A 13,103-nucleotide genomic window follows, 5' to 3' on the forward strand; every position below is an offset into this window, starting at 1 on the left:
GAATTTCCGTTACATTGTTACAGATATCCAAAAATATTGATAGGTCCGGCAAGATATCTCACGTTTAAGTTTACAACAAATAACATAGTGAGAAAAGGTAGAATCCTACAAATTAAGCGGTTTTGGGGTGTCAATTCGATTACAAACCATAAAAAAACAGCCCTTACGTGTCTAAGGACTGTAAAAATTCAGATTATTCTTTCGTTTTTTCGTAAGGGACGAAGTAAAAGCCTCCGTCCATGACGACGGTTCCGCGTTGGCCTTTTGGGATGTTTTCAAAGATATCCCCGTATTTTGAGACGGTTTCGCTCAATTTGAACGTCGGTGTGAGCAACGTGTTTCCATCGTTCATATAAATCTCATACTGGACTGGTTCATCCTTTTTTTTCGAAAAGACGATTTCAGACATCCGGGCCCGCATCGCGTCATCGACTTGCTCGAGTTCACTTGCCACTTTCTCGAGCTCGGCGACGTCCGTGAACTCACGTAAGAGCGGACCATCCTGCAACTTCTCCGGATCATCGATTTGTCCGGTCGGGTGAAGTGATCCGTCTGCGAGCACGACGACTTCTTCTGAGTCGTTTCGCGAGTAAGCGATCATCTTCTCTTCTTCGACGTCCACGGTGACGATGTTATACCAAGACCGATCGACTTTGGCGTCCCGCACTCCCGGGAGTGCGCGAATCGTCTGCTCAATGTCGTTCGGAGAGATGCGAACAATCTTTGAAGACGTGTCAAGATCCGTCCCCTCAAGGACATAGGCTTCAGTCAACCAGTCGAGTCCGGACACATTCACGGCCTTCACGTCAGAAACCGACGTCTGCATATAGACGACGAGTGCGATGAGCACGGCAAACAAGAGTAGAATCGTCGCCAAGCGTCGATTCGCTTTTTTGCGCCGTTGGTCCTTCATATACGGAATCCGATCTTCCAAACTGCGAACGGTATTCTGACGCGTCTCCATTAACTTCTCTCCTTTATCGGCTTACTTCTTCAACAAGGTCGGCGAGTGATTCCGCGGCATGCGGGAATCCTAATCGTTTCGATGCTGCGGCCATCTCGTCATGGTTGTCCAAGACGTGACGGATCGACGCGACGAGCGTCGCGCCTGTCAACGCTTGCTCTTTTATCAGCTCAGCGGCACCGCTCTCGACGAGCGCCGACGCATTTTTCGTCTGATGATCCGCTGTCACGTAAGGGCTTGGGATTAAAACGCTCGGCAAACCGAGTGCAGTCAATTCCGAGATGGTCGAAGCACCGGCCCGTGAGACGACGAGACTCGCACAAGCGAGGAGTTCTGGCATATCGTAGACGTAAGGCAAGATTTGGACGTTATCTGAGCTCGGCGCTTTGGCGACGACATCGTCAAAATGCACTTTTCCGGTCACATATAAGACGTTCACAGGTTCAGTCGCGAGTTCTGGGATCGCCTCGATGACCGCTCGATTGATCGCTTCCGCCCCTCGGCTTCCGCCATAGATGAGAACAATCGGTCGTTCGTCAATCCCATACTCGGTGCGCAGTTTCATCTCGTCTGCCGTTGTCTTCAAGACCTCACTGCCCCGTGGATTCCCGATGACTTGCACGTTCGCCCCTGGGAAATGTTGTTCAGAACCGGCGAACGACAGCGCGACACGATCTGCTTTTTTAGACAAAAACTTATTCGTCAGTCCCGGGATACTGTTTTGTTCATGCAAAATCGTCGGAATACCGAGCAGTTGTGCGGTGAAGACGACAGGCCCGGACACGAAACCGCCCGTTCCGATGACGACGTCAGGTCGGAACGCTTTCATGTCTTTTCGCAATGCGAGAACCGATTGGACGAACCGATAACCCGTCTTGACGTTCTCAATCGAAAGCGACCGTTTCAAGCCACTGATTCGAATCGATTTGAACGGGATACCTGCTCGCGGTACGAGATCGGCTTCAAGCCCGTTCTCGGTCCCGATATAGAGCACCTCTAAATCGGTATGCCGCTCTTTCAACATATCGAGCAGGGCGAGCGCCGGATAGATGTGACCACCCGTCCCTCCACCAGAAATGATGACTCTCATCGGTTTGCCTCCTCATATGCGTTCACGAGCTTGACGAAATGTTCGCCTCGTTCTTCAAACGTCTTATATTGATCCCAGCTCGCACAGGCCGGCGACAGCAAGATCACGTCGCCTGCAACGGACTGTTCAAACGCGAGCGGCACCGCCTCGTCGAGCGTGGCGACGGCTTGCGCCGGAATATTTTCTGATTCACTTAACGTTTTGAACCTTTCAGCCGTCTCGCCGTAAGCGATGACAGCTTTCACCCGTTTCATCGCCGGAACGAGTGATGTCAGGTCGGCTCCACGTTCGAGCCCGCCACATAACCAAACAATCGGTGCCTCAAAACCAGTGAGCGCTGCTTCGGCAGCGACGTTGTTCGTCGCTTTTGAATCGTTGTAGACACTTCGGCCAAGCACACGGCCGAGGCTCTCCGTCCGATGGGCGACGCCGCCGAACGTGCGTAAGACGTGCTCGATATGATCAGTCGGGATGGCAAACGGCTCGATCAACAAGAGCGCGGCCAATACGTTCTCGACGTTATGGGCGCCTCCAAGCGCAAGTTCTGACACCGGCATGATCCGTGCGCCATGCAAAGTGATCCATCCTGAATCGACATGCGCGTCACCGGCTTCATAGCCAAACGTTTGAGCCGAAAGTCCAGTCGGCACTCGCTTCATGACTTCTCGATCCTCTCCTTTGACGACGACCCGGTCTGAAGGCGTCATGTTTTGGAACAGATTCGCTTTCGCGTCAGCGTACGATTCGAAGTCACCGTGATAGTCAAGATGGGCTTCTGACAAGTTGAGTAGCGCTGCCGAGCGGGGATGGAACGCTTCCACTCCCATCAGCTGAAAACTCGATAGTTCGATCACGATCAGGTCGCCCGGCGCGGCTTGCGTCGCGACTTCGATGGCCGGAAACCCGATATTCCCCGCCACGTGGACGGGGCGTTTGCCACCTTTTAACAGCTCATGGACGAGCGTCGTCGTCGTCGTTTTACCGTTCGACCCGGTGATGGCGACAAAATCTGCCTCTGTTGCCAAATAAGCGAGCTCGATTTCCGTATAAATCGGGATGTGACGCGCAATCGCTTCTTCTAGTAACGGGATCTGATAAGGGATACCCGGATTCTTGACGATCAGTTCAGCTTCGTCTAACAGTTCAAGCGGATGCGAGCCGAAGACAGTTTTTACGTTTAGCGCTTCAATCTTTGCCTGCTCTGCTTCTGTTGGCTCACTGCCCGTATTGATCACTACGTCTGCGCCAACCGCCTTTAAATAGGCGGCAGCTGCGATACCGCTCCGAGCCGCCCCGAGTACGAGGACTCGCTTACCATTCCACTGTTGATTCATGTCTTCCACCATCCATTACATGAGAAGTAACGACAATACTGCCGTGATCAAGCTAATTCCACTGAACGTCAATACGATGCGCCATTCTGACCAGCCGACCATCTCGAAATGGTGGTGGATCGGACTCATCTTAAAGATTCGTTTCCCCGTCGTTTTAAACGAGATGACCTGCAAGATGACACTGAGCGTCTCGATGACAAAAATAATACCGACGAAGACGAGTAATAATTCAAGTTTCAACATGAGGGCGAGACCAGCGACCGCTCCGCCTAAAGCGAGCGAACCCGTGTCACCCATGAAAATTTTCGCCGGGTATTTGTTAAAGACGAGGAACCCAAGGAGTGCTCCGACCGTACTAAACGCAAACCAAGCGATGCCGACTTCGTCTTGTCCTAACGCATAAATTCCAAAGAACGCAAACGTCGGGATGGCCGAGAACGAAACGAGACCGTCCAAACCGTCCGTCAAGTTGACGGCGTTCGAGAAGCCGACGAGCCAGAAGATGACGATGGCGATGTAGAACCAGCCCGTATCAAACGCGATCGATGTGAACGGAATGCTGATTGTTGTGTCGAGCCCGCCGCCAAGTGATAAGAACCAAACGAACAACACCGAGACAATGATTTGGCCAATCAACTTTTGGAGCGATGTCAATCCAAGGTTGCGTTTGTTGACGACTTTAATGTAGTCGTCAAGGAATCCAATGATCCCGAACGCGAGCGTGACGAACAAGAGCGTCCCGAATCCGGCGACCGCTTCTCCAAACACGAGCGATACGAAGAATCCGACGAGAAGTGCGAGCAGGATGACGATCCCGCCCATCGTCGGTGTCCCTGATTTCTTTTGATGCCAATCCGGACCCTCGTCCCGGATCTCCTGACCAAACTTTAAGTTACGAAGCGCCGGGATGGCTCGCGGCATGACGACCAATACGGTCAATAATGAACTGATTAAGACGATTAAACTGATTAACATATTCGTACCTCACTACTCTATTTATTGGACTAAGCGCTCAAGCGCAAGTCCTCGCGATGCTTTTAACAATATCACAGTCTGTGGCCGTTGATAACTGCTGAGGAGTGCTTTCGCTTCCTCTACCGTTGGGACCATCGTCACATTCACGCGCGGGTCACTGATCCCTTGTGTGATCCATTTCGCTTTGTCGCCGATCAGCACGCAATCGGTCACAGGCGCCGTGATGACGTGGCCGACACTCTCGTGCTGGGCCTGTTCATCTGTTCCGAGTTCGTACATATCCCCGAGGACAAGGACACGACGGCTAAAGCCTTCTAACGTTTTCACCGTCTCGATGGCGGCAATCATCGATGTCGGGCTCGCGTTGTAGGCGTCATTGATCAAATGCGCGTCACCGAACATTTGCTTCTCCATCCGCATCGATGTCAATTGAACCCGATTCAGGCCGCGTTGGATTGTCTCGTGATCAAGACCTAATTTGAGCCCGCACGCGATCGCATACGCCGCATTCCGGATTTGGTGGGCTCCGAGCACTTTTAACTCATAAAACTCGTTATTGTAGCGGAAAATCGAGGCGTCAAACGTCGATTCGACGACTTCAAGTTTCCCATCCGCCGTCGCGTCGTAACCGACTCGGTAACCTTCGTTGGCCAAAAGCGGCTCGTCGGCATCGACGATGAGCACCCCGTCCGGTTTGAGCCCGGCTTTAATCTCAAGTTTTGCTTTAGCGATCCCTGAGCGACCTCCGACTTGTTCGCCGTGCGACTCGCCGATGTTCGTCACGAACGCGACGTCAGGCTTGGCAAGTTTCGATAACAACTCGATTTGCCCGAATCCGTTCATCCCCATCTCGAGCACCGCGACTTCCGTGTCACGAGGCATTCGCAGTACGGTCAGCGGCAGACCGACGTCCGAGTTGAAGTTTCCAGCCGTCTTGTGGGTTTTGAACTTTTCCCCGAGAACGACGGCAACCATGTCTTTCGTCGACGTCTTGCCGTTTGAACCGGTGATCGCGACCACGAACGGATCGATTTCAGCCAAGTATCGTGCCGCCGCTTCTTGCAGCGCCTTTAGCGGTGACTCGACAGGAATCGCCACAATCCCTTCCGGCAGCGGACGCCCCTGCTCCCAAAACGTCACGATTGCGCCTTTTTGGACGGCCGCATCGATGAAGTCGTGGCCATCGACGCGAGCCCCGATGATCGGCACGAACAATCCATCCTCATTACCGTCCCTCGAGTCGGTCGCGACATGACGGACCTCACGAGTGTCGTCCGTCTCCATCCCAAACCAAGAAGCAAGTGTCTGTATCGTTAACTGTTCCATCCTTATTTCCTCCTGTGACAAAGGAAAAGAGAGCCGAGGCCCTCTTCATCCCTATGCGTTAGTTCGACGGCGATTGGAGCCTCACTTTGAGTGTCGCCCCGTTCTTGACCGGCTTGCCTTTCCCGATTGACTGGGAAGTGACAAAGCCCGTTCCGTCTATTTCTAAATTCAATTGATAGAGCGTCGCCAATCGTTTCGCATCACGAAGCGACCAGCCTGATAGGTTCGGCATCGTGAACGAGTCCTCCGTCTTCAACAGGAGACGCTCCCCGACGACGTACGATTGCCCCTCGACCGGGCTTTGAGCGACGACATCGTCCCCGCTACCGAGTAAGATCGGTTCGAACGAAGCGGCTTTCGCCTGCTTGACCGCCTCATCACGACCAAGCTCGACGTATGTTTCCGTCGTCTTCGTCGACGCATCGATTGTTTTCGTTTGTTTTTCCGGTTCGACGCTTCGATAACGCAACGCCACGTCCATGACATCCTTGAACAGCGGCGCCATGATGCGCGGACCCGTCGTCGACGAGTCGCCGTTCGGTCGGTCGACCGCAATATACATGACAAGTTCCGGATCATCTTTCGGTGCCATTCCGACGAACGAGTGGATGTACTGACCGCTCAAGTACTTCCCATTTTCGGCAATTTGAGCCGTCCCGGTTTTTCCGATGACGCGATAATTATCGAGCGCATACAGTTGACCGGTTCCGAGATCACTATTGACGACACCGTCGAGTGCTTCGCGTGTCAGCTTGGCCGTTTCTTCCGTGACCGGTTGACCGACAGTTTTCGGATTGGTCGTCCGAATCGTCTCGCCCGTTTCACGGTTGACGACTTTTTTAATCACGTACGGTTGTTTCATCGTCCCGTCGGTCGCGATCGCGGAAGTCGCTTGTAGGATTTGCATCGGTGTCATCGCCGTCGATTGTCCCCATGCTGTGATCAACACGTTCATCGGACTATCGAAGTCGTATTGACTGTTCACTTCTCCCGGCAAATCGACGCCCGTTCGTTGGTCGAACTTGAACGCCTTGAAGTAATCTTCGTATCGGTCGAGTCCGAGTCGGTCATTCGCTAAAATCGAGAAGGCGACGTTTGAAGAGTGCCAGACGCCTTCCACCATAGGAATCGTACCCCATCCGGTAACGTTATAATCATTGAACACCGTCTTGCCATACTTGTAAGACCCGGATTTGTACAGCTCGTTCGGGTTGTAAACACCTTCATTGATTGCTGCGGCGAGTGTGAAGATTTTCATCGTCGAACCTGGCTCAAAGCGTGATGAGACAGAGAAGTTGCTGTAAGACGTGATCTCACGGGTATTCGGATCAAAAGACGGACGATCGGACAAAGCGATGATCTCACCGGTCTTTGGATCCATGATGATCGCCGTCGCATTTTTCGGTTTATATTCTTTATACAGTTCATCCATTTTCGTATCAAGCAGTTGTTGGATGCGATGATCGAGCGTCAACTGGACGTCCGCCCCGTCTTCCGGGTCGATTTTTAGTTGTTCATCGCTCGACACGAGCTGCCTGCCTGCTAAATCTTTCTCGAAACGATATAAACCGTACGATTCACTCAGCACGTCATTGAGCGATTTTTCAATCCCAAGTTCTCCGACGAGTTCGATGCGCCCGTTTTGATCAATCTTTTGGGCGTAGCCGACGACGGATGAAGCAAAGACTTTATTCGGGTAATAGCGTTTCGGTTCTTCTACGAACGTGATGCCCGGAATCTCAAACGCTTCGATTGCTTCTTTTTGTTCGACCGTCAAATCACGGCCCGGTACCCCGAACTCGATTTGACCGCGATCGACATTTTGTTCGAGCCGTTTCAAAATATCGGCTTCAGTCATCGGGATGACCGTCGCAAGCTCTTTAGACGCACCTTTAAATTCGTCAGGCAAGAGCGTCTTGTTTTCGACCCGCTCTCCCCCTAGCTTCAAGACCGCGACAATCCGGTAGGACGGGATATTGATGGCAATCGGTTGCCCGAACCGATCAAAAATCTCTCCACGCTCTGCCTTAAGTGTACTGACAGCCTTCCAACGCTCTTCTTCAGCGAAAGCGAGCATGTTCTCCCCTTTGTACGTCTGAAAGACGGACAAGTAGAGGAACCAGCCGACAAAAAATAAAAAGAGCGGTGTGAAGCAAACGATCGCCACCCACGCCACTCTTTTTTTACTCTGTTGTAGAGAATTCATCAGTCGATCACCAAAACGTTCTTTTCATTGAACTGCATGCCGAGCTTTTCAGCAATCGCATAAATTCTCTCAGGTGAGCTTAGTTGGGCAATCTCATACTTCAGTTCTTCATTCTCTTTCGAGATCGTGTTCATCTCTTGGCTGATGACAGCAGTATCTCGCATAATATTGTACGCTTCGTTATGTTTCGACACCGTGATGCCACCGAACAAGACGACCGAGAAAATCATCGTCGGGTACAGGATGGATTCGAACAAGGTCAACGTACGTCGTTTCGGAGCTGGTATTGGTCGTTCTTGCGGAATCGGATTTCGATTCGGTGAAATTTGAGGCTGCAGAGCCTTGCGGGCAGCTTCTGGCATCAGGTATCCCTCCTACGTACAATCTATTTTTGTTTTTCGGCGATCCGAAGTTTGGCCGACCGGGCCCGGCGGTTGTCTTCAAGTTCGTTATCTCCGGCAGTGATCGGCTTGCGTGTGATCAGCTTCAATTCCGGTTCGAACTCTTCTGGGATAATCGGCAATCCTTTTGGCAACTGTGGATACTGGCTCTTCTCTTTGAAAACCTGCTTACAGATGCGGTCTTCAAGTGAATGGAACGTGATCACACAAATCCGTCCACCGATGGCGAGCATGTCAATCGCGTCTTGGACGGCACGATCGAACACGTTCAATTCGTCGTTCACAGCGATACGGATCGCTTGGAACGTCCGTTTCGCCGGATGGCCGCCTTTGCGTCGCGCCGGCGCCGGAATTGCGTCTTTAATCAATTCGACGAGTTCGAACGTCGTCTCAATCGGCTTGACGGCACGAGCTTGTTCGATCTTACGCGCAATCTGTTTCGAGAACTTCTCTTCCCCGTATGTAAAGAAAATGCGGGCGAGGTCCCCGAACGGCCATTCGTTGACGACGTGGTACGCCGAAAAATCTCGTGACCGGTCCATTCGCATATCGAGCGGAGCGTCAAAATTATAGCTAAAGCCGCGTTCTGCCTCATCTAACTGTGGTGAAGAGACACCGAGGTCAAATAATACTCCATCGACTTTTGTCACACCTCGTACCGCTAACTCGTCTTTCAGGTGGACGAAGTTGCTCTTTATAAACGTAACCCGGTCCTCATATGGAGCCAAACGCTCAGCAGCGTGCGTGAGTGCGACGTCGTCCTGGTCGAAGGCGTAAAGATGGCCCGTCGTCAGGCGTTTCACAATCTCTTCGCTATGACCGGCTCCCCCTAACGTACAATCGACGTAAATTCCGTCCGGTTTGATGTTCAGTCCATCAACAGACTCCATTTTTAAAACCGTTTCATGCTCAAACATACAAAAACCCTCTCAACCTACATTTTTCAACTAGTTTATTACATTTACTTTATCATAAAAATGTCAAGCTACGCATTGGTTTTTAGCGAAAATAGGAAACAAAAAGGTAACAAACAAAAAATGGTTCTCCAAACAAGTGGAGAACCTCGATCATTTACGATTTCACAATCAAATTTTGACTAAACAACGCTCCCATTCCGCCTGTTCATAGGCGGCGCGTAACCGAACGAATAAATCGTCTCCGTGACGATTCATCAGTGGGACCATCGACCAGATCCGCTCTTGCGGTGCGTCCATCGGCAACAAGCGTGTCGACAGATGGATCCGACGTCGATTCAAACGATACTGCTCGCGCTTCGCCTCGGCCCGCATCTCGTCAGCAAGACGGTCAAGGATATTTCGCGCGTTCGTCTCAAAGCGATGCCCGCGCTTTCCTGCCTCTTGCCCGATTGCTTCAGACAGCGTGCGGTAGGCATACAGACTTTGGTCAAACGATTCGTCATCGAACGAATGGTCCGGGAGCGGATTCGTCAAGTAATCGACGAGCGTGGTCCCTTCTTGAGCGAGTTTTTTCTCGTCGTTCGTCGACATGACGACAGCGCCAAGTCTTGGGATCAACAACGGCATCTTCCAACCGAATACATGAAACAACGGACGAAGTTGGAGCCAATAGGCGATTTCCCCCGGACCGGCGACGTATGCGAGCGTCGGGAACAAGTAATCTTGCATGAGTGGCCGGGACACGACATTATTCGAGAACCGTTCGGGATGCTCATCAATTTCTTGTAACAGTTCCGCCTCCGTGAAGCGGTGACCGCGTTTCGTCGTGAAGACATCTTGTTCTTTCGTCAACAATTCACGCGTCCCGTCATGATAAAATACGTGGGCCGCATCGCGGTTCAGTTCTACGGTCGGCATGCCGTCCTCGAATGAGTCGCGGAACACTTCGTGCAAGCGGTCGTGTTGCACGATCAACTGTTTGAACGCCTCACGTTCGAGCCGGCGTACACCAGGCTGATGCGGGTCGAACAGGAGAAAATCGTTCCCGACGAAACGCCGCATCATCTTCCCAAAAAATTGTGCGAACGAGTGACTCGCTTGGAGTAAGGCGACAAGCTCATGATAAAGCGTCGCCGTATGGACAGTCTCTGTCTCCGACACGAACAGACGTTGCAACATTTGGACAAGTTCGATTTTGAGACGGTCGAATTCGAGTTCTCCGACCGATGCCTTCCCTGCGAGCGGAACGGTCGACAACGCTTCTTTCCGCAGTTGCCGTGACAACGGCTGGGGGGCGTACACATGGTTGATCTCGGCGAAGTCATGATCCTCGGTCGCCATCCAAAAAATCGGGATGACCGGCTTACCGAGCACGGCCTCCGCCTGTTTCGCTCGTTTGAGCACGGTTAACAGCTTATACACCGCAAACAACGGGCCCCCGAAGACGCCGACTTGCTGTCCGGTCACAATCGTGAACGCCTCGCCTTTCGCGAGCGCGTCGAGTTTTGAGTCAAGCACGTCCGAGAGCGGCCCGTGAACCGTCTGTTGCGCCCGAAGAATCTCTGCTAACGATTCCAGATGCGGGTATGAGCGTCCTTCAAGCTCGCTCGCTCGAGCTTCGAGCTCGTCCATTCCTTTATAGTCCAGCCACTTCGTATATTCCGCTTCGATTTGGATCATCGGGGAAGATGGACTGTACATGGCGTCTAGCGACTCTATCCTCACGTATAACGACTTCCTTTCAAACGGTCAATGAATCATTTCATTTGCGACACCGAGCGTAAACAACACGGCGTGTAACGGGACGAGTAGTAAAAATAACAATCGCCAGCCGTGTACGAACATTTTTGTATATAAGACTTCTTCGTGTCGGACTCGCTGCCAAATCGCATTTGCCGGAAAAATAGCGCAGCAGATGGCTAAGAGCAACCAAAAGACGTCGTCCCCGACGAGTGTCTCTAATAGGACCGTACACGCATAAAACCAGAGGAACACTCCGGCATCGCAGACAAGTTTAAACGTATTGACCGATTTCGGCATAATTTTTCTAAATATCATATACACCATAAACCATATGACAAGCGGAAATGAAACGATATACACTAACAAGATGCGCTCGCTCCTATTATCAATTTTTGCATGAGTGGGATGACCGTCAGTTTTCGGCCTCTGTCCTCGGCCCGTTTCAAGAGCGGGGTCAAGATGGCATCGACCTCGGTCATACGTCCGGCCTCGATATCTCGAAGCATCGAAGAGCGGTTTTGAGCTGTCTTCTCGATGATCGTCTCAATATATGTATAAGGTACGAACTGATCGAACAGCGGTGTCAGCTCCTCATAGATCGTTTGCGCGACTTCGCGGCAAGGCGGTTCGGCGACGGCTCCATTCGGGACGCGACAAAGTGCGGTGATCGGATTGATGATCGCGTTCGCAAACAACTTTTCAACGACGACTTGTTCGATATCCGCTTCCCACACGACTTGGAGCGGCGAGGCGATGAACGTGAGCGGCTGTAGAGTATGCAAGCTCCCGATCCGAACTCGGCCGAGGCCGCTATGGTTAATTCGATTCCCGTCTTGCGTCACCCCGTGCTCGATGACGCCTAAGTGGAATCCTCGTTCCCGAGCGTACTCGAGATGGGCAATCCCGTTCGAGCAGATGAACACAGGGACGCCCCCGGTAAGCCGTTCTGTCGCCGCGCGCACTTGGTGCGCTTTCGTCGTCACGAAAAAGACGTCCGCTTCCGTCTCGTTGAGTGTATGTACCGGTTTGAGCGGGACAGCGACGGTCCCCTCCGTCATACCGACTCGTTCGATCATGACGTCTTTCGTTCCTTCGCCTCGACCGTATAAGGTGACGCTATAGTCTTTCGCGAGTAACGACGCCATCAACATCCCGACAGCCCCGTTCCCGATAATCCCAATTCGTTTGATCGGCTTCATTCGCTATCCCTCCACAAACAGTGTGCACAAAGAATTTTACCACAATCTGTTTCCAGGACCACACAATAAAAAAAGAAGCGATCTCCAAGGAGACCGCTTCTTTTCGCATTATTTGCTTGTTACTTCTTTACCGTTGTAATGTCCGCAAGATTTGCAAACACGGTGTGAAAGTTTCATGTCGCCACAGTTCGGGCACTCGTTCATACCAGGTACGTTAAGTTTGAAGTGAGTACGACGAAGACGTTTGCGAGTTTTCGACGTTCTACGGAATGGTACTGCCATCGTTGTCCACCTCCTTGAAAAGTTAGCCGTTCTCGTCCTCTTTTTTAGAGAACAAGTCAGCAAGGCCCGCGAGGCGCGGGTCGATTTTTGGTTGGTCGTCCGGCTGTTCGTCAATGAGAGACCAGCCTTCCCCTTCAACCTGAGTTTTGTCTGTTTCGTTCCCGAAAATTTGAATCGGGACTTCTAACATGATGAGCTCTTTTACGATCGGTCGCAGATCAATCGTATTTCCTTCTGGCAAATTGACATCATCGAATTGCTCCGTATAACGCCCATTCTCCAAAAAGAAAGGCTCGAGCGATTCAATATCAAATTCAAAGACGACATCTTCTAACGTACGCGCATCTGGCAACGTCAGGTCCCCTTGAACCTTCAAATTGAATGTAACTTGATTAGATGTGAACGACGCATCCCCGTGCACATGCACCGGGCGAATCGAACGGATATCCGGATGGAGCTGAGTAAGCTCTTCGAGTTCAACCATCTCATCGATGGAAAAACTGTCATCCTGGTTTCGTAGCTTAAGTAGCTGTGCAATAGACCACTTCATCCGAATCACCTCAATTGCAACAATATGAATTATAGATAGGCCAACTTGTTTTGTCAATGTTTTTTCTTTACACTAAAATCAGTTGGCGACGGCGCTTTGCCAAAGCGTACTTACCT

Annotated in this window: 13 protein-coding genes; all 13 read right to left on the reverse strand. The window is 51.6% G+C overall.

The annotated features are described in order from the left end of the window. Positions 1-193: 193 nt before the first annotated feature. A complete protein-coding gene (locus tag EVJ22_RS04685) occupies positions 194-964 on the reverse strand; it encodes a cell division protein FtsQ/DivIB (protein WP_071399557.1) in 771 nt (256 codons plus the stop codon). 13 nt (positions 965-977) lie between these two features. Beyond that, entirely contained in the window at positions 978-2,054 is a 1,077-nt protein-coding gene (gene murG / locus EVJ22_RS04690; RefSeq protein ID WP_131443397.1) for an undecaprenyldiphospho-muramoylpentapeptide beta-N-acetylglucosaminyltransferase, read from the reverse strand. Further along, positions 2,051-3,388, reverse strand: a complete 1,338-nt coding sequence (gene murD / locus EVJ22_RS04695; RefSeq protein ID WP_233589601.1) for a UDP-N-acetylmuramoyl-L-alanine--D-glutamate ligase — start codon at positions 3,386-3,388, stop codon at positions 2,051-2,053. The genes murG and murD overlap by 4 nt, the downstream gene beginning before the upstream one ends. Positions 3,389-3,403: 15 nt before the next feature. Next, on the reverse strand, positions 3,404-4,363 hold the full coding sequence (gene mraY, locus EVJ22_RS04700) for a phospho-N-acetylmuramoyl-pentapeptide-transferase (RefSeq protein WP_131440343.1): 960 nt from the start codon (positions 4,361-4,363) through the stop codon (positions 3,404-3,406). Between the two features lie 21 nt (positions 4,364-4,384). Continuing rightward, a complete protein-coding gene (locus EVJ22_RS04705) occupies positions 4,385-5,689 on the reverse strand; it encodes a UDP-N-acetylmuramoyl-tripeptide--D-alanyl-D-alanine ligase (RefSeq protein WP_071399554.1) in 1,305 nt (434 codons plus the stop codon). A 58-nt stretch (positions 5,690-5,747) separates the two neighbouring features. Further along, entirely contained in the window at positions 5,748-7,856 is a 2,109-nt protein-coding gene (locus tag EVJ22_RS04710; protein WP_233589602.1) for a penicillin-binding transpeptidase domain-containing protein, read from the reverse strand. Positions 7,857-7,894: 38 nt separating this feature from the next. Continuing rightward, on the reverse strand, positions 7,895-8,257 hold the full coding sequence (gene ftsL, locus EVJ22_RS04715; RefSeq protein ID WP_084813098.1) for a cell division protein FtsL: 363 nt from the start codon (positions 8,255-8,257) through the stop codon (positions 7,895-7,897). Between the two features lie 23 nt (positions 8,258-8,280). After that, the gene (rsmH, locus tag EVJ22_RS04720; protein ID WP_071399549.1) at positions 8,281-9,213 is read right to left on the reverse strand and encodes a 16S rRNA (cytosine(1402)-N(4))-methyltransferase RsmH; all 933 of its coding nucleotides are present in this window, start codon (positions 9,211-9,213) and stop codon (positions 8,281-8,283) included. Positions 9,214-9,381: 168 nt separating this feature from the next. After that, positions 9,382-10,914 carry a bacillithiol biosynthesis cysteine-adding enzyme BshC gene (bshC, locus tag EVJ22_RS04725; RefSeq protein ID WP_233589603.1) on the reverse strand — a complete coding sequence of 511 codons (1,533 nt, stop codon included), beginning with the start codon at positions 10,912-10,914 and terminating at the stop codon, positions 9,382-9,384. A 48-nt stretch (positions 10,915-10,962) separates the two neighbouring features. After that, the gene (locus EVJ22_RS04730; protein ID WP_255569975.1) at positions 10,963-11,316 is read right to left on the reverse strand and encodes a DUF3397 domain-containing protein; all 354 of its coding nucleotides are present in this window, start codon (positions 11,314-11,316) and stop codon (positions 10,963-10,965) included. Further along, positions 11,316-12,155: a ketopantoate reductase family protein gene (locus tag EVJ22_RS04735; protein WP_131443403.1), complete on the reverse strand. Its 840-nt coding sequence runs from the start codon at positions 12,153-12,155 to the stop codon at positions 11,316-11,318. The genes EVJ22_RS04730 and EVJ22_RS04735 overlap by 1 nt, the downstream gene beginning before the upstream one ends. Before the next feature lie 108 nt (positions 12,156-12,263). Then, positions 12,264-12,437, reverse strand: coding sequence for a 50S ribosomal protein L32 (rpmF, locus tag EVJ22_RS04740; RefSeq protein WP_081338944.1), 174 nt, complete (start codon positions 12,435-12,437; stop codon positions 12,264-12,266). 22 nt (positions 12,438-12,459) lie between these two features. After that, the gene (locus EVJ22_RS04745) at positions 12,460-12,987 is read right to left on the reverse strand and encodes a YceD family protein (RefSeq protein WP_070327567.1); all 528 of its coding nucleotides are present in this window, start codon (positions 12,985-12,987) and stop codon (positions 12,460-12,462) included. Positions 12,988-13,103: the final 116 nt, after the last annotated feature.

Source organism: Exiguobacterium sp. SH0S7 (genome assembly GCF_004337195.1).
GTDB classification, from domain to species: Bacteria; Bacillota; Bacilli; order Exiguobacteriales; family Exiguobacteriaceae; genus Exiguobacterium; species Exiguobacterium aurantiacum_A.

What these genes read in the sequence shown, in the direction of transcription:
- EVJ22_RS04685 (WP_071399557.1), bottom strand. Translation starts at nt 964, where the DNA reads ATGGAGACGCGTCAGAATACCGTTCGCAGTTTGGAAGATCGGATTCCG.
- murG (WP_131443397.1), bottom strand. Translation starts at nt 2,054, where the DNA reads ATGAGAGTCATCATTTCTGGTGGAGGGACGGGTGGTCACATCTATCCG.
- murD (WP_233589601.1), bottom strand. Translation starts at nt 3,388, where the DNA reads ATGAATCAACAGTGGAATGGTAAGCGAGTCCTCGTACTCGGGGCGGCT.
- mraY (WP_131440343.1), bottom strand. Translation starts at nt 4,363, where the DNA reads ATGTTAATCAGTTTAATCGTCTTAATCAGTTCATTATTGACCGTATTG.
- EVJ22_RS04705 (WP_071399554.1), bottom strand. Translation starts at nt 5,689, where the DNA reads ATGGAACAGTTAACGATACAGACACTTGCTTCTTGGTTTGGGATGGAG.
- ftsL (WP_084813098.1), bottom strand. Translation starts at nt 8,257, where the DNA reads ATGCCAGAAGCTGCCCGCAAGGCTCTGCAGCCTCAAATTTCACCGAAT.
- rsmH (WP_071399549.1), bottom strand. Translation starts at nt 9,213, where the DNA reads ATGTTTGAGCATGAAACGGTTTTAAAAATGGAGTCTGTTGATGGACTG.
- bshC (WP_233589603.1), bottom strand. Translation starts at nt 10,914, where the DNA reads ATGTACAGTCCATCTTCCCCGATGATCCAAATCGAAGCGGAATATACG.
- EVJ22_RS04735 (WP_131443403.1), bottom strand. Translation starts at nt 12,155, where the DNA reads ATGAAGCCGATCAAACGAATTGGGATTATCGGGAACGGGGCTGTCGGG.
- rpmF (WP_081338944.1), bottom strand. Translation starts at nt 12,437, where the DNA reads ATGGCAGTACCATTCCGTAGAACGTCGAAAACTCGCAAACGTCTTCGT.
- EVJ22_RS04745 (WP_070327567.1), bottom strand. Translation starts at nt 12,987, where the DNA reads ATGAAGTGGTCTATTGCACAGCTACTTAAGCTACGAAACCAGGATGAC.